Source organism: Aurantibacter sp. (genome assembly GCF_039941195.1).
Classification (GTDB): domain Bacteria; phylum Bacteroidota; class Bacteroidia; order Flavobacteriales; family Flavobacteriaceae; genus Aurantibacter_A.
In genome coordinates this window covers 32,928-50,365 of the sequence record NZ_JBDVFA010000010.1, presented here as the reverse complement: position 1 = coordinate 50,365, position 17,438 = coordinate 32,928, and the positions used below count along the sequence as shown (strand labels likewise).

Sequence of the window (17,438 nt, the reverse complement as noted above, 5' to 3'; positions counted from 1 at the left end):
ATACGAAGTGTTAGTTGTTACATTCGTGCGGCAAACTTTTGAGATATATTAAGACGTAATTTACGCTCATAATCCTCTTCTAGCCATTCTTTATAATTCTTTGTGTTGTTCATAATGCAATACGAATATTGCCGTACACGAAAGGCTATTTCTTCTTTTAGCTCTTTGGCTAATATTCTAGCATCAAAAACGTCTTCAGAATTTTCTACACAAATCTTAGCATGCTGCTCTATACTGCGTTCCAGAACTATTTTAGATTTTAATCCTTGAGCAAATACCTTTTTGTATTCCTCTTTTATATCGTATTTGATTTCTGTGGATTTACTGAATTTTTTACGTAATGCTGCGGGCATTTCATAAACAAATTCACGCTCGATATCTTCATCATTTTTGATATTTTCTAGATAAAAATCTGGGAAATGGAATATTTCTTGCCAATCTACCGGGGCCTCCCACATTCCAAAACGGGCAACATTATTACCTAAATCAATAACATTAAAAGACTCCTTATTAGGTAAAACCCTTGACCCCCTACCTATCATTTGAAAATACAACGTTAAAGACCTTGTAGCTCTATTCAAGATAATCGTTTCTACAGTCGGTTCATCAAAACCAGTGGTTAAAATACTCACAGAAGATAAAATAGCATCGGGAGTTTCATGAAACCATTGTAATATTTCCTTACGTTCCGCCGCACTATTCTTATTATCTAAATGTCGAATATTATACCCTGCCTTTTTAAAGGTGTCATAAACATAACGTGAAGTATTTATACCATTATTAAAAATAAGCGTTTTGGTACCCTTTGCAACTTCATTATAAGCGGTCATTAACTTACCAAGCATGCTCTGATTACCATACAACTCATCGGATGATTTTACGGTATAATCACCATTAATACCCAACTTTAGGCTTTGTAATCCAACATCGTAGTTATAAACTTCAGCTTTAGCTAAAAATTTCTTTTCTATTAAAGAACCTATAGACTCACCAATAATCAACTTTTTATAGTTGTCTTTCATCGGCAACTTAATATTGGAACTTAAAGGAGTTGCGGTTACACCTAATATTGTTGCTTCTTCGAAATATTTGAACAACTTTCTAAAAGAATTATAGTGCGCTTCATCAATAATTACTAAACCAACATTTTTAAGTGCGATAGCATTTTCTTGCAGTCGATTGTTTAAGGTTTCAACCATAGCCACAAAACACATATACTCATCTTGATCGTCTAATACCTTTACCTCACTATTAATAATTTTGTTCTTTACACCAAATCCACCAAGCATTTTTGAAGTTTGCGTACTAAGCTCAATACGGTGAGTTAGAACAACTACCTTTTTCTTCATTTGACTGATATAGCGCTTTGTAATCTCCGAGAATACTACGGTTTTACCCCCACCCGTTGGTAGTTGATATAATATATTATCAGCTGCAGACGATGATTCTAAATGCTCAAAAATTGTATTTAGATCGTCTATCTGATAATCGTAAAGTGTCTTTTCAGTAGTATTTTTTTGCTGCTCCAAGAATCGAATGGGGTTTAATTTTTAAACATGGTTTTACAATCAATTAGTGTAAACCACAATTTTGCAAAATTAAAAGAAAATAATAGTTGAACGAAAAAATCATCATGAAATATAAAAATTAGTATTCTTTGCACTTTAATTTTAATATCAATATTGGAGTATTATTTAGTTATACCTAGTAATTCCTGATACTGTTTTTATGGACACAAATTGAGCTAAAACATTAAGCATTAAAGAGGTTTGATTTCAATCAATAAAATCAAGAGCTTTAGAAAATTCATCTAAATATAACCATTCACGTTCTTGTACAATGGTATATACTTTCACTATTCGTTCTTTGTAATCAGCAAGAAGTCCATTAAGCGATATATAATGTACAGCCTCTGTAAATGAATTTAACATGCTTTTATAAAAAGAATCAGCAACATTTTTTTCTGCCTCAAAAGTTTGTGCAATTTCAATGTTAAATAACATAAGGTCTGCTATTAAATGTGCATCTACTCCAAGTTTTATAAAATGCTTTATAAATTTTTGAGCGGTTGACCTTCGGGCTTTGGCTTTTCTTCTTTTAATAGGAAAGTACTCGTTAGATATTTTTGACTTTGCTTGTTGTAAAAGCTTTTCTTCTTTCGGATTAAATACAAAATCGTAATACTCCTTAACCACAGGAAATCGCGTATATAAATCCATCATTTGCTCCTCAAGATCTTTTTTTGGAAGCTCGGTTAAGTATTTCTTTAGTGCTCTTTTACTCATTTATACCTCTAAAAAGATTCAAAAATAGTATTTAAAAACGATTGAGCTCAATAAATATCGAACGGTATATATTCTATGCGAAATTGTCATAATTAATGTATAAGAAAACTCTTTCTTTCTTGGAAAAGACGTAAGAATGATGTATTATGAGAATTATTACTATTCACTTAAATACACTTAATATATGAGGCAACTAAAGATTATCAAGCAGGTTACAAATAGAGAATCAAAATCACTCGATAAGTACTTGCAAGATATCAGTAAAATTGATTTAATTACAGCAAGTGAAGAAGTTGAGTTAGCACAACGTATACGAGCTGGAGATCAAATAGCTCTCGAAAAATTAACTACGGCTAACTTACGATTCGTCGTCTCTGTTGCCAAACAATATCAAAATCAAGGATTAAAATTACCCGATTTAATTAATGAAGGCAATTTAGGCCTCGTTAAAGCTGCTAAGCGCTTTGATGAGACCCGTGGATTCAAATTTATATCTTATGCTGTTTGGTGGATACGTCAGTCCATATTACAAGCATTAGCTGAACAATCTAGAGTTGTTCGTTTACCGCTAAACAAGATTGGTTCAATTAATAAGATTAAAAAGACTTTTTCTTATTTGGAACAAGCACATGAAAGACCACCTTCTGCTGAAGAGATAGCAAAAGAATTGGAAATGACTGTTAGCGAAGTTAAACAGTCTATGAAAAATTCTGGACGTCATGTATCTATGGATGCACCGCTTCGCGAAGGCGAAGATTCAAATCTTTACGATGTTTTACGTTCTGGCGAATCTCCTAAGCCTGATAAAATATTAATGCAACAGTCGCTTAATACTGAAATTAATAGGGCATTAGAAACATTGTCACCAAGAGAAGCGGATGTTGTAAAATTATATTACGGTATTGGTGATCAACAGTCCATGACTTTAGCCGAAATTGGCCAAACGTTTGATCTTACGCGTGAAAGAGTACGACAAATTAGAGAAAAGGCTATTCGAAAATTACGCCATAATTCGCGTAGTAAATTATTAAAAACCTATTTAGGGTAAACCAAAACTCACAAGAAATCAAAAAAGCCTCGATATACATTGAGGCTTTTTTTGTTCAACTAAATTTAATCTAAGAATAACTTAGTTTGCTGATGTTGAAATCAACAAGGATATCATTTAAATCTTCAATAAAATTCAAGTAAGCTGCGTTGTCAGGATTTAGATTTGCCATGTTATTTAGATTTGGATTAGTAGACTTCATTTGACTACATATAGTCAAGTTCAGCCAGTTCATTAATACTTAAAATTTCGTTTAACTCTTGAAGGAAGTCTAGGTACTCTTCCCCGTAGGTATCATAAAGCATAGTATTTGATTTATTTGTTTCGATTAAACAATTTAGATTTGGGTTTCTGTTTGTTTGCTTTTGTAAACATATTAAGAACGGCCAATTGAAACAATAAATTGTGGTCAATCTCTTGATTTTAGTTGTGAAAACATCAAATCTTATGGAAGGCCCGATTAACGGTAATTTCGAGAGGTGTAGTTCATCGATCTACATTGCATTTCGTCGGATCTGACTCAAAATTTTACTTGGCAAGTGAGACCAGCGGATAAAGACCAATAATAATTTCCACTATCAAAAGCCAATTCTTGACGGGTAATACCGAAGTTACTCTTGTATATATTGTTGGTATCTTTCTTAGAACTAAATTGATATTCAATTAACAATTGCTGAGATTCGATATAAAGTAATGATTCTGCTAATAAAACATCATCACTACGTAATTGTTTCAATTCTGGTGAATATCCATAAATAGCATTTAATCCTAAATAATTATCTCCATCTCTAAAATATTTTCTAGCAAGTAAACTGCCTGATAAACCAATTTTACTTTGTGATTCGCTCGTTATTGGTGTAACATATGGTCGCAACGAAAAGAAGTAGTTTCCTTTATAGAGTCCGATACTACCGGTAATGATATTTGCAGTAGCCCCCGTAAAACTTAAATGACGCATTCCTGCCGAAAGTTCTACATTCTTTGGCCAATTTAAATATAACTCAGCTCCTGCTCTATGTAAAGGATAAATTGGAGAATTAGAATATCCATAATTTAAGTAGCCATATGCTTTTTTGGAAAACTTTGGGTAAAAGTCCAATTCGTATTGTACCCCGTGTGTTTCAAATCTGTTGCTGTAGTTTATTCTAGGTATAATTGTACCTGCCTGTGTTTCTCTTCTATATTCAATATGACTATATATCATAGGATCAAAAACGACATCAAATACTTCAAGGGCAAGGCCCATGCCAATCCTATTTTTAGCAACCTGAGGAGCAACAGTATCTATTTGTTTGGCAATTATTGCTTTTTCAGATTTTATTGCTTGAGCATTCTTTAAATCGCTTAGTGCTTTTGATTGTAATTCTTTTATTATTATGTCATTTTTTAAATATTGTAATGCCTTATTACTTAAACTATATGCTAAATAATAGTTATCAGCATAAAGTTCATTTTTAATAGCTGCGACCCACGCTTCTTTATTCTGGCGATCTTCTGAAGTAATTTTATTAAAATGTGCTCTAGCCGTTTCATAATTACCATCCCAACTATAGGTACTAGCCAATAAGTTACGAACATCTGAATAGTCAGGGTACTTCGATAGAATCCTATACAATGTATCACGAGCTGTTGTGCGATGACCTTCAAAGGCAAGACCACGTGCAATTAAAAATGAACGGTCGGGATTACCATTATACGCAACTTCTTGAGCGCTTATTGGTAAAACTGCCATAAACAGTATTAAAACTAAAAGTACGTGTTTACTCATCTTCAATTTTTGTCGATACTAAGTCAACTTTCCCGGATTGATTATAATTTTCTATAGGGACTTCAACTACCTTTTTCTCAGTATTTTGAGCTCGTTTTATTTTTGATTCCAATTGCGTGGTGTCCACATTATTTTTGTCTATTAAAGCTAAAACTTCAATAGTGGAGGTCTTATTATTAGACCAATAGCAAACATCTAGCAAAGCGGAATAAATATCAACGTAGCTAGTACTAGTTTTAGCACAATCCATTAAGATTTCTATAGACCTATCAAAATTTCCATTCCAGGCATTTACTCTTCCTGTTAAAATTTTAGTGTCAATATGATCTGGAGCTTTTGCTAAAATGTATTTACATAAAAGTAAAGACCGTTCATACTTTTTATCGTAAGCCAGATCTTTAGCTGTTAAATAGGCCTTATCCACATTTACCCCATTAAAAACACTATTTATCCAAATAACTTCTTGATTCTCAAAATGGTTTGATGCACTTACCTGTACTGTATTAGATTTTGAAATTAATTGGGAGACTAAATAATTCGTTTTATTAAGGTTTATCGGTTTACCATCTATAAAAAGCGTGGCAATAAACATGGTAAATAGTATAATTGTAAACGGATACATTTTACCAATGTGATGATAGACCTTTTTTGTTAGCCTATATAAACCATGAAATAGTCCTGTGATAACTACTATTGGAATAATTATCGAAATAGAAATTCCCTGAGAATTAACGATAGCATGATGGATTGCATTTAAACCATTACCTACTAAATCCAGCCCTAGTGGAACATAGTTTGTATAGTAGTATCCTATTAATAATGTTTCAATAATTAAAAGAATAACGAGTACAGTAGAAACTATTTTAAACCCGACTTTAGGACGCCAATTTTCGAAAAAATTGAAAATAGGCACAAGAATAAGTGCAACCAATGAAGTATATCCAATATGATGTACAATTGCCTGCAAAAAACTAACACTGAATATTACATCTACTACATCTTTAAAATATAGAGTTGTATACTGAAATACAGAAAGAATAACCAATGACACAAAAAAAGCAATGAACACTCTCGTGTACTGCTTTAAATTATATCTAGGTATCGTACTTGTATTCATTTTTAACTAGCTTTTGCAAAACCTTTTCGTACTTGGGATCCCCAACCAGACTTTACTTTAAATAATTTTTTATAATTTCCACGAACTGCCGACCACGTTACTATTGGATGATATACTAAGGGTTCGATTATAGCAAATAACAAAAGTGTTAATACATCTTTTCGATTGTATTGATTGTATGAATATACCTCCCATAATACAGCGTAAAATGACACCATTATTGAACAAGTCCATACCGCTGCCGTTATAGCAAAAAAGAATTCCCAATTAAGAATGTTTAAATACCAGAAAAGCAAAATACAAAGGAGGCCTGTAAATTCTAACAAGGGTGCTAACCATTCGTAGAAAAACCAATATGGATAACTCATCATTCCTAATCGACCATATTTAGGATTAAAAAACATAGCCTTATGTTTCTGCAGTGTTTCTAGGTTTCCTCTAGTCCATCGGTCGCGCTGATTAACTAAAATTTTGAGGTCTTCCGGAACTTCAGTCCAACAAAGCGGGTCGGGAATATATTCGATAGTATATGCCAAACGTTGTTCGTGCATGTATCGGCGCATCTTAAATATAATTTCCATGTCTTCGCCAACTGTATTCGTATCGTAACCCCCTACAGCCAATGCAATTTCTCTATCGAAAAAACCAAAGGCTCCTGAAATAATTAATAAACTATCGATGCGTCCCCAGGCCATTCTCCCGAGTAAAAAGGACCTTGTATATTCTAATAACTGGAATTTCGCCAGCCAGTTATTAGGCAACTTAATTTCTTCTAATTGACCACCTTCTATAATGCATGAATTGGCAACCCTTATAACTCCCCCGACAGCAATTACTCGTTTTTCGGAACGCTGATAAAATGATTTTACAACATGTAATAAAGCGTCTGGCAACAATAAACAATCCACATCAATACACCCTACATATCGGTTTGTAGACAGGTGCATTCCTGTATTTAAAGCATCTGACTTACCTCCGTTTTCTTTATCTATTACCGTTAATTTTGAAAATGAACGATGTTTTGATTTGTATACTCCGCGAATTGGTTTCGATTTCCATTCGGGATCTATTTCTTGCTCTATTTTTATTAAATCATAAGCATCAATCATTTTTTGAAGCGTATCATCTTTACTTCCGTCATTTACGACCATTACTTCGTAGTCTACATAACGTAAGGACATTAAAGATCTAATGTTATCTACTATGGTTAAACCTTCATTATATGCCGGGGCAATTATGGTAATACTAGGGGCAAGTGGCGAAGCCATAACTTTAGACAAATCTCCAAAACTGTTTTTATGCTTATAGTGTAGTGAGTTTCGTGTAGCCAAATAGCACATAACGATATACCCCCCAAACAGGACGGTAGTGAACACCAAGAAAACGATGTTCATGTACTCGAGGATTATATTTAGAAACTCATCATCCATCAATTACTATGTTTATTATTTGGCGTCTTTCAAATCTTCTTGTTCCATATCAATATCAAAATCGATATCGAAAACGTTGAATGGTTTCGTAGCTATTTTTTCAATAATGTCTTCTGCTGGTTCAATGTTTTCCTTACGTACTACTCTGCCCTCTTCAACTGTTTTAGTTTTCTTAGCGGGAGGGTTTAACTCTTCAGGTTTTTGTTTTTGGCTATTTAATTTTACTAGAATTTCCCCTAAACATTTTTCTGCTTTTTTACTTATTTTTTCAGATGATGCAGCAATCAATCTTCTTAGAAAGGGTATTTCTTTCTCATCACCTACCAAGGCAATTTCATCTAACATTATTAGTTGTGATTGCACTGCTAAACTTGAAAAGTTTTTTTCAAATACACTTACAACTTCACTATTGGGTTTAATGGGTTGTCTTTTTAATACTTCAGTTCCTTCTAATTTCACTATTAGATAGGCCATACGTTCCCTAATTGTTATTTCGGTTTCGTTCTTATGCAAATCATTTAGAAGTGGAATTTCACGTGAATCACCTAATGCCTCTATATCATCTAATAGAGCCATTGTATTTGCTTCTCTTTCGTTATAAAATATTGGTTTGGGAAGTTTAAAGGAAATGCCATCTTGTTCCTTTAAAATGGACTTTAGTTTTTGTTTCATTTCTAATCTTGCCTCGTTTTCAGACAATACCCATTCTAAAGCACTTTTTTCATTTACTCGCTTCGAAGCCAAACTTTCATATATTTCGGGAGTATCTGATGTCTCATCAGTATCAGACTTTCTTTGGCTATTTTTTATTTCATTTACATCACATTCAATATTTCTAATATCTTTCATATCGATGGTGTTTATTGCTGATGGTGTTAGGTGGAAATTTGTTTCTGGCAAAATTTCTGAATAAACAACAGTTAATTCAGTGTAATCATGGGGTTCATTTAATTCTGAAATACGTTCAGATTTTTCTTCAACAGGAATAACTAAGGGTAGAAATTCTGCAACAATCTTACTTAAATTGTTTTTAGTATTTTCAATTAATGCTACACCCTTTTGTGCTTCATCTGTGCTATTCCTAAATTCCTGAAATACCACTTCTAAATCGGAAATAGCACCGGCTATTTTAAAATTGTTATTTGGCTTATATTTTGAAACAGGACCTTCTTCAGGTGAAATAATTAAAGGCAGAAACCCAAGATTAAAACTATCTAGGGTTTGTTTATCACTTAAATCTTTCGACTCCTCCTGTTGTTCCACTTCAATAGTACTTTTAGCTTCTATTGATTTCGCTAATTCATTAGGTGGTTTATCTTCTACTTTGGATTCAAGCGGTGAAAATCTGTCCTCAGCAATATCATGTTCATTGCGAATGGTTTTGTTAGGTTCAGTAGCTACACTACTCTTTTTAATAATTATTTGTTCTTCGGGTTCAACTCTAGGTAAATCCATTGGAGTTGTAAATATATCTGTTGCTTGTATATCTATAGTTGGCAAAACACTCATGGGTTGTATAATGTTTATACAAGCAAGTGATTTACTTTTTACATTAAAATTGGATTCCTTGGCTACTACAGACTCTAAAAAAGTTATTTCTTGTATATCGCCTAAAGAACTGATAACATCGAGTATACCAATTTTTACGTCTATTTTACTATCCCAAAAAACTAGCTTCAAATTTTCTAATGCATCCACTACATGAAATTCTTTTATACAAGACATTGCTGCCAATTTTATATCTGAATTTCTATGTTTTAATAACTCAATAAGTGCTTCATTACCATCACTCTGGTTGTAATTCTTCATTAAACGTAATGCAAAGAGCACAACATCGTTATTTTTGGACATCAACCAATGGTTGAAACTTGGTGGCAAATAATTCTTTTTATTAATTAGTACTTCTAAAATCTTAAGTTGTTGCCATTCCGAAATTCTATAGGTAGTGGTATCTAAAAAATAATTTAGACCCTCTGCCTTTAAAGTTATAATGGCAACCTCGGCTTGTTTTCTAATAGTAGCTCGCTTATCGTTAATGAACTTGGTTATAAAAACATAGGATTCTTCTACGTTCATTTGAGTAAGCTCCAATATTCCTTTAGAAATTCTCTGCCATTTCCAACTTTTTAACTTCTCATAAGAATCATGATGCAATCCTAATTCTTGATAAAGCTTAAACAGCTTACTCAACGTTGCACCAGAAAGATCCTTTCTTAAATACATTAGAATATCAATTAAAACTTTTCTATTAAACGAACTGTTTATTAATTCTCGAATCTCAACTTTTAAGTTTATATAATCTGTTTGTTCTTCTTTATGCGAGTTCTCATCATAAAAGAGAAATTCAACTATCATCGGTGTTAACTCTTTTTTTCGCTTCTCAATAGCTCTAGTTCTATACGATAATTTATTCCTGAAAAAGAAAATAAATCCAAAATATAAACCACAGAGAATTACGAATATGAGCGTAAAAGTCCATAGCAAATCTGTATTCACTTGCGGTGACACAAAAAGCGTATTTAAAAAATATGTATCCAGACTACGCTTCAAATTTATTTTTCTTCAATTCTTTGGCCACCCTAACTAAGAGCTCAGAAGGACTAATAGGTTTAGATAAGAAATCATTAGCGCCTAACTCAAAAGCGTTTAATACATTCTCTTCATTTCCTGCTGATGAAATAATTATAATCGGTACATTTAGTTTTAGTTCATTTCGAACAAAATCTATAAGTTCCATCCCCGAGAAATAAGGCATCATTATATCACAGATAATCATATCTGGAATAGTTTGACTGAGATATTCTTTTACTTCTTTACCATCTCTACTTACGAGAACCTGATACCCCCCTTTTTCCAAACGATGTCTTAGCAATGCCGCTAATAACTCATCGTCTTCCGCCAATAATATGCTAGTTTGATTCGTCATTTAGCTGTTTTTTAAATTACTAATGACTTCATCAAGTGCCTTATTCACTTCTTTGTAGTCACTTACAAAACGAGAATGCAAATATTCCAAATGTTTAAAATCTGGCGAGTTTTTACATTCATTCTGAATTCTTAAAACTATGTTTGCTAAACTATTGGCTTTAACCATTAATACCCCAGCTTTTATTTTATGTGCAGAAAATGAAAGTCCCTCCTTATCCTTATCAGTTATCTGCTGCTCGGCATTTAAAATAAATTCGCTGGCATTCTTTTTAAAAAGTCCAACTAAATCTATTAAAACGACCATATCCTCATCACTATCTTCATAAAGTTTAGTGAGGTCTACCAGTTTTGTAGAATTAAACTTCTCTTGTTTTTGTTTCTTTAATGGTTTCTTAACCATTTCAATATCAATAAATTGATTTTTGTGAAGTACTATTTTTGACAATAATTCCTCTGGACTAAAGGGTTTTAGCAAATAATCATTAATACCATATGCAGTACATTTTTCTTGATCGCGCACTGTATAATCTGCTGTTAATGCTATGATTGGGATTTGACGAATACGTTGACTATTATTATTTCTAATGAGCTTCGTTATTTCGAACCCATTCATAATAGGCATTCGTAAATCCATTAGTATTACGTCAATAGTTTGATTTTCAAGAACATGAATTCCCTCTTGTGCATTTTCTGTTATATGCATATTGCATTTCCACAATTTTAAGCGCTGTTCTATCAATCTCTTATTGAGGTCATTGTCTTCAAAAACTAAAATATTTAACCCTACAATTGATTTTAGATTTTTCGTACTTTTCTTTGTTGCTATTGGTTGTATAGGAATTAATTTGTCATTACCTGGTGTAAACGGAATGATAAATTTGAATGTGGTTCCTTCTCCTAGGTTACTGTCTACATGAATTGAACCGTTTAGATTTTCAACTATTTGCTTAACAATACTTAAACCTAAACCAGTTCCTCCATATTCTGAAGAAGTGTCGGAATCAGCTTGAGTATAAGGTTTAAAAATTTGGTTGAGTTTTGCCTTCGATATACCAATTCCGTTATCTGTAATCTCAAAAATTAGTTGAACAGCTTCTTTTTTTGAATCCGATAAGGTAATGTTTAATGAAACCTCACCTTTTTCCACAAACTTTATGGCATTGCCCATTATATTTAATAATACTTGGGTAAGCTTGGAGGGGTCTCCTATTAAAAACTCTGGTACGTTATCGCTGATATGGCTGATTAGTTCCACTTTTTTATTTACCACAAGCGTATTACACAAAAACATTACGTCTCTTACTAAGCCAAACAAATTGAACTCAATCTTTTGAAACACTTCTTTACCGGATGCGAGCTTCGAATATTCTAATAATTCGTTTACCAATTCTAACAAAGAATTAGATGCTGTTTGTATAGCATTTACATTGATTAGTTGATTCGAATTAAGTTTACTTTCTTTTAAAAGATCAGTAAACCCAATAATACCATTGAGTGGTGTTCTAATTTCATGACTAACATTTGCTATTATATTACTTTCATCCGATTGCTTCTTAGTATTCTTTTTGATTAAATGTTCCTCCTTTGAGGGTTCCGGAATAGGATTGGGAGCATCAATTTTTATTTGCAAATCACTCTTAAAAGTTTGAAATGATTTTTTTAAATGGGTTGCCTCTGCAGAGCTTAATTCTTCAAAAGAGAATTCGCTCAGTAAAGATTCCATTTGCTCCAATAGAGAAAGTAGGTTGTTGATTTTCAAGGGGGACTTGATTTTTGTTATTTAGTTAAATCAAAATAAAATTTTGAGTTGGTGACGCTCACCTAATGAAAACATTGCTAGTAACAGGGATTGGTTACTCAAAAATCACCTATTCAGGCAATTATCACAATAAAATGTTACCTACCCACTACTTTATGTTGTCAAATGGCTTAATTTGTAGGTCTAAACCATTTATTATGAGGAATTCTGTACTACTTTTCTGTATATTATTAATTCTTTCTTGTCAAGAGAATAAAAAAACCAATGTTAAGGAGCTAAAGGAAAACATTGAGGAAAAAGCGAAACGAATTCACGATGAGGTAATTACAATTGACACGCATGATGACATAAATGTCAAAAATTTTACGGACAGTATTAACTATTCGCAACGTCTAGAAACTCAGATAAATCTTCCAAAAATGAAAGAAGGCGGACTTGATGTCGCTTGGCTAATTGTATATACTGGCCAAGGGGATTTAGACGCTGAAGGATATAAAAAAGCATCTGATAATGCCATGGCTAAATTCGATGCTATTCATAGACTTTGTGAAGAAATTGCACCTGATAAAATTGATTTAGCAATGAATTCTAATGAAGTAAGAGAAATACAATCAAAAGGTAAAAAGGTGGCCATGATTGGTGTTGAGAATGCTTATCCTATTGGAGAAGATTTAGCTAATATTGAAAAATACTATGAACTTGGTGCTCGCTATATCTCTCTATCTCATAATGGGCATAGCCAATTTTGCGATTCTCATACTGGAGAAGAGAATAACGAATGGTTACATAATGGTTTAAGTAAATTAGGTGAAGATGCTGTAAAAGAGATGAATAGATTAGGTATTATGATTGATGTGTCTCATCCATCTAAAGAATCTATGAAACAAATGATTTCCTTATCAAAAGCACCGATAATAGCTTCTCATTCTTCAGCTAGAGCATTGTGTAATCATAGTAGAAATTTAGATGATGAGCAATTATTACTTATGAAAGAGAATGGAGGGGTGGTTCAAACGGTCGCATTTTCATCCTATTTAAATACAGAAAAGAACGACAAGTATGCTGAATATATGAAATCTGTATATCAGAAAGTAGCCGATTCTATTGGAGTTGATTGGTATGATAGATCAAAATTTGGGTCACTAACAGATGAGCAGAAAAAATCATTTTTAGAAAACTACCGCAATGTGATGACCATTGGTAAGGAATCAGTTATAAATAAAACCGATGTACCTCCTGCCGTAGACGTTTCAGATTTTGTAAATCATATTGACTACATGGTTAAATTGATTGGAATCGACCATGTAGGCATTAGCTCGGACTTTGATGGAGGTGGCGGCATTGCTGGCTGGTCAGACGCCTCTGAAACCTTAAACGTAACTTTAGAGCTAGTTAAACGTGGTTATAGCGAAGATGAAATTGAAAAACTTTGGGGTGGTAATTTATTAAGAGTCTTGGACGAAGTTCAAGCCATTGCAGCGCAAATTCAAAATAATTAGCACCTAAGCTAGTCTGTCTTTAACGAATTCTACTTCTGTTTTACCGTGTACCGCTGGTTTACCATCATCGCCCAAGTTTACCATTATAATGTTTTCAACCATTAAAACGGTCTCTCTGGTCATCATATTTCTCACTTCTGATTTTAAGGTTAAAGATGTTTTACCAAATTTTACAATTTCAATACCTATTTCAACAATATCTCCCTGTAATGGGGCGCTAACAAAGTTTATCTCAGACATAAATTTAGTGACAATCTTCTTGTTTTCGAGTTGAACAATACAATAAAGAGCTGCTTCTTCATCAATCCATGCCAACAATTTACCTCCGAATAAGGTGCCATTTGCATTTAAATCTTCTGGCTTAACCCATTTTCTTGTATGAAATCTCATGCTGTACTTATTAAATTATAAATGTGATTTGTATAAGTGTGTAAATTTAAGCTAATCGTTTTTTTAACTGTAACTTAATTGATATGGATTACTATTTTGATTTGAAGGATTAATTAATAATTCCAAATAAAATTATGGTGTTTATGATATAATAACTTTAAACAACAACATATAAATCATTATATAATAGTAGTTTATGTAAATATTATGTTTTTGTTCATAACCTCGTTGAAAACTCGCGGTAAACAAACTAAACCAAACATATCTTAACTAGTATCTTTAAGAAACCTTTGGAAAAATGAATGAACGTTCTAACAATATTTTGAAAATAAGACCAGAAATTTCTAAAATAAAGGTATTTGACACCATTTCCTCTGAAGAACATTTTCAAAATAATACGCTTCGACCGGTTATTAAATTGCAAAACTTCCTTTTAATTGCTGCCTTTCGTAATTATATCGTAAAACACAAAAATTCGTTTTATCAATTATCGATAGAGAAACGATTATTATTCATTGAGAATGCCATACAGAAAGATATTAAGTTCAGAAACTCCCTTAAAGGTATGGTCATTGGGCAATTTACGTTAGAAGAATATGAGTTTTATATACAAAATTCATCAAAGCTAAATAAGCGTATGATGAATATGGTAGTTAATAGAATTAAGGACCAAGTGCAGCTCCTTGAAATTGAAGAGATTGCTTTATAATAGCGACTCACCATTTAGGTTTGTTGTTAAAATATCGCTCATTAAATCAAAAAAAGGCCGTATTGACTTAAAAGAAGTGTCAATTTGATTGATAAAGTCTTTAGATATAACCTCAGCATCACTAAATGATTTCGTAAAAATATATTGCTTTTTCCGTATTAAATCAATTGCAACATGTTCTTTATCAAAACCTTTAGGAGCGGTTTTAAGCTCATCACCAACAATTCCTCCCCAGTTTTGATGTAAACTATTATCTGAGATTACCTTTCTAAACGCTTCGGCGTCGGTTTCCAATTCTTTACGAATTCGGAGTAAATCCTCTTTATTAGGTTGCCAAAAACCCACAGCAATAAAGCTTTTATTTGGTTGAATGTGAACATAATAACCACCTCTAAGTCTAGCACCACTTCTAGTAAATGAACCTGCAAGATTTGATTTGTAAGGCGTCTTGTTTTTAGAAAATCGCACATCTCTATATATTCTAAAAACCTTTGTCTTTTCAATTTCATCATGAAATAACAGTTGGTCTTTTAAATCACTCATAAAAGATTTAAAACCTGCTTCGTGCTCTTTGAATATTGTTTTACGTTCCGCAAACCATTCTCTATTATTATTCTTTTCAAGCTGTTTTAAAAAAGCTAAGGTTTCGAAAGTAAGGCCCGTATTTTTCATTCGTCTAAGGATATTATATTTTAATACTTACAGGGAAATTCTTTAAGAATACTGTGAATATTGGCATATTTTGGATAGCTGTAGTTTTCTTTTAAGCTAAAGTTAACCTTTTCAGGACTTATGTTTTGAATTATTGGTTAATTTTGGAATACAATAGTAATATTATGAATCGTCAGTCAGTAATTGATAGCATTAATAAACACAAGAAACAGCCTAATCTGCGCTTTGCATTAAAAGAGCGTGTAGAATCGTTTACAAATCTTCTTTTTTACACGCTCTTCGACATAGATACTCCTGTTGATGAGAATCTAGATAAATTAGAGCAAGAATTTGATGTTCTAGTTCAATTGGCTTGTTGGGAGGTCGACAAGCCTTGTAAAAAATTATGGGAGAATTACGTAGTAAAATTACCGGAAGTGCTAGAAAGTCTTAACCTTGATGCGGAGGCCACCGTTAATTGTGATCCTGCTTCACTGTCTATTGAAGAGGTTTATATGGCTTACCCTGGTTTTTATGCCATCGCTATTTACAGATTGGCACATGAACTATTTTTAGAGGGTTTTCCGCTAGTACCACGTTTAATGACTGAATATGCACATAGACAAACGGGAGTGGATATAAACCCTGGAGCTACAATTGGCAGCTCTTTCCATGTAGACCATGGTACTGGAATTGTTATTGGAGAAACTGCTATAATTAAAAATAATGTAAAAATCTACCAAGGAGTTACCTTAGGCGGGCTTTACGTGGCAAAACATTTACAGAAAACAAAAAGGCACCCGACTATAGAGAATAACGTAACCATTTACGCGAATGCTACTATTTTAGGTGGTGAGACTATAATTGGCGAGAACAGTATAATTGGAGGTAATGCCTGGATTACTGCTTCCGTACCAGCACATTCTACCGTATTCCATACTCCTGAGATTAAAATAAAAACTCTTCCGCATGCCTAATTCAATTTTAGATTTAATTGGAAATACACCCTTGGTTGAATCAAAAGTTTTAAACACGAATCCTAATGTTAGATTGTTCTTTAAATTAGAAGGGCACAACCCTGGTGGTAGTGTAAAGGACAGAGCAGCTTTGAATATGATTAAAAGTGGCCTTGAGGATGGGTCTATTAAGGAGGATTCCAAATTAATTGAAGCTACAAGCGGCAATACCGGCATTGCATTAGCTATGATAGCCGGAATCTATGGTTTGGACATAGAACTGGTGATGCCAGAAAACGCCACTAAAGAGCGGGTACAAACGATGCGTGCATACGGCGCAAAAGTTACGCTAACTAGTGCTGATATCGGAATTGAAGGCGCTAGAGATTATGCTGAAAAAAAAGTTGTTGAAAGTGGTTATGTTATGATAAACCAATTTGCAAACGATAATAACTGGAAGGCGCATTATAAAAGTACAGGGCCAGAAATTTGGAAAGATACAAAAGGTGAAATTACGCACTTTGTATCTGCTATGGGCACTACGGGCACAATAATGGGTACTTCTACCTACCTAAAAGAGCAAAATTCTAATGTGCAAATTGTTGGAGTTCAACCTACTGACGGCAGTAGTATACCAGGCATTAGAAAATGGCCTGAAGAATATTTACCAAAAATATTTGATAAAAATAAAGTGGATCAGGTGTTTGAGGTTAGCCGAGAAGAAGCTATTTCGACTGCTAAAAAATTAGCAATTAACGAAGGTATTTTCTCTGGAATGAGCAGCGGTGGGGCAGCTACTGTAGCCTTAAGATTAGCTGAAAAACTAGAGAAAGGCACTATTGTTACTATTGTTTGCGATCGGGGTGATCGTTACCTCTCCTCTAACCTATTTGAATAG

15 protein-coding genes are annotated in these 17,438 nt (G+C 33.1%); 5 read left to right on the top strand and 10 right to left on the bottom strand.

Annotated elements, in window-relative coordinates; genetic code table 11:
- Nucleotides 1-17 precede the first annotated feature (17 nt).
- Both ABJF52_RS01490 and ABJF52_RS01485 read right to left on the bottom strand, forming a co-directional pair.
- On the bottom strand, nt 18-1,529 hold the full coding sequence (locus ABJF52_RS01490; protein ID WP_348145260.1) for a DEAD/DEAH box helicase: 1,512 nt from the start codon (nt 1,527-1,529) through the stop codon (nt 18-20).
- A 246-nt stretch (nt 1,530-1,775) separates the two neighbouring features.
- Complete coding sequence (locus ABJF52_RS01485; RefSeq protein WP_348145257.1) at nt 1,776-2,285, bottom strand: DUF6155 family protein; 510 nt, start codon at nt 2,283-2,285, stop codon at nt 1,776-1,778.
- A 184-nt stretch (nt 2,286-2,469) separates the two neighbouring features.
- On the opposite strand from ABJF52_RS01485, the gene ABJF52_RS01480 reads away from it, so the two are divergent.
- Entirely contained in the window at nt 2,470-3,333 is an 864-nt protein-coding gene (locus ABJF52_RS01480) for an RNA polymerase sigma factor RpoD/SigA (protein WP_153754523.1), read from the top strand.
- A 520-nt stretch (nt 3,334-3,853) separates the two neighbouring features.
- On the opposite strand, the gene ABJF52_RS01475 is transcribed toward ABJF52_RS01480, so the two are convergent.
- From ABJF52_RS01475 to ABJF52_RS01450, 6 genes are read right to left on the bottom strand one after another with little or no spacing between them, the layout of a single operon-like run.
- Nucleotides 3,854-5,101, bottom strand: coding sequence for a YaiO family outer membrane beta-barrel protein (locus tag ABJF52_RS01475; protein ID WP_348145253.1), 1,248 nt, complete (start codon nt 5,099-5,101; stop codon nt 3,854-3,856).
- Nucleotides 5,094-6,218, bottom strand: a complete 1,125-nt coding sequence (locus tag ABJF52_RS01470) for a hypothetical protein (protein ID WP_348145250.1) — start codon at nt 6,216-6,218, stop codon at nt 5,094-5,096. The genes ABJF52_RS01475 and ABJF52_RS01470 overlap by 8 nt, the downstream gene beginning before the upstream one ends.
- 2 nt (nt 6,219-6,220) lie before the next feature.
- Nucleotides 6,221-7,612: a glycosyltransferase gene (locus tag ABJF52_RS01465; RefSeq protein ID WP_348145248.1), complete on the bottom strand. Its 1,392-nt coding sequence runs from the start codon at nt 7,610-7,612 to the stop codon at nt 6,221-6,223.
- A 51-nt stretch (nt 7,613-7,663) separates the two neighbouring features.
- Nucleotides 7,664-10,156 carry a hypothetical protein gene (locus ABJF52_RS01460; RefSeq protein ID WP_348145245.1) on the bottom strand — a complete coding sequence of 831 codons (2,493 nt, stop codon included), beginning with the start codon at nt 10,154-10,156 and terminating at the stop codon, nt 7,664-7,666.
- Nucleotides 10,157-10,187: 31 nt separating this feature from the next.
- Nucleotides 10,188-10,574 (bottom strand): response regulator transcription factor, encoded by a 387-nt coding sequence (locus ABJF52_RS01455; RefSeq protein ID WP_348145242.1) that lies wholly within the window; start codon nt 10,572-10,574, stop codon nt 10,188-10,190.
- A complete protein-coding gene (locus ABJF52_RS01450; protein ID WP_348145239.1) occupies nt 10,575-12,335 on the bottom strand; it encodes an ATP-binding protein in 1,761 nt (586 codons plus the stop codon).
- A gap of 197 nt (nt 12,336-12,532) precedes the next feature.
- On the opposite strand from ABJF52_RS01450, the gene ABJF52_RS01445 reads away from it, so the two are divergent.
- Entirely contained in the window at nt 12,533-13,834 is a 1,302-nt protein-coding gene (locus ABJF52_RS01445; protein ID WP_348145236.1) for a dipeptidase, read from the top strand.
- Between the two features lie 3 nt (nt 13,835-13,837).
- Here the strand turns inward: ABJF52_RS01445 and ABJF52_RS01440 are convergent, their stop codons facing one another.
- On the bottom strand, nt 13,838-14,224 hold the full coding sequence (locus tag ABJF52_RS01440) for a hotdog domain-containing protein (protein ID WP_348145233.1): 387 nt from the start codon (nt 14,222-14,224) through the stop codon (nt 13,838-13,840).
- Nucleotides 14,225-14,522: 298 nt separating this feature from the next.
- Between ABJF52_RS01440 and ABJF52_RS01435 the strand changes: the two genes are divergently transcribed.
- Nucleotides 14,523-14,933, top strand: coding sequence for a glyoxalase (locus tag ABJF52_RS01435; RefSeq protein ID WP_348145230.1), 411 nt, complete (start codon nt 14,523-14,525; stop codon nt 14,931-14,933).
- On the opposite strand, the gene ABJF52_RS01430 is transcribed toward ABJF52_RS01435, so the two are convergent.
- Nucleotides 14,928-15,605: a DUF2461 domain-containing protein gene (locus ABJF52_RS01430; RefSeq protein ID WP_348145227.1), complete on the bottom strand. Its 678-nt coding sequence runs from the start codon at nt 15,603-15,605 to the stop codon at nt 14,928-14,930. The genes ABJF52_RS01435 and ABJF52_RS01430 overlap by 6 nt on opposite strands.
- Before the next feature lie 164 nt (nt 15,606-15,769).
- On the opposite strand from ABJF52_RS01430, the gene epsC reads away from it, so the two are divergent.
- Complete coding sequence (epsC, locus tag ABJF52_RS01425; RefSeq protein ID WP_348145224.1) at nt 15,770-16,561, top strand: serine O-acetyltransferase EpsC; 792 nt, start codon at nt 15,770-15,772, stop codon at nt 16,559-16,561.
- Nucleotides 16,554-17,438, top strand: a complete 885-nt coding sequence (gene cysM / locus ABJF52_RS01420) for a cysteine synthase CysM (RefSeq protein ID WP_348145221.1) — start codon at nt 16,554-16,556, stop codon at nt 17,436-17,438. Before epsC ends, cysM begins: the two co-directional genes overlap by 8 nt.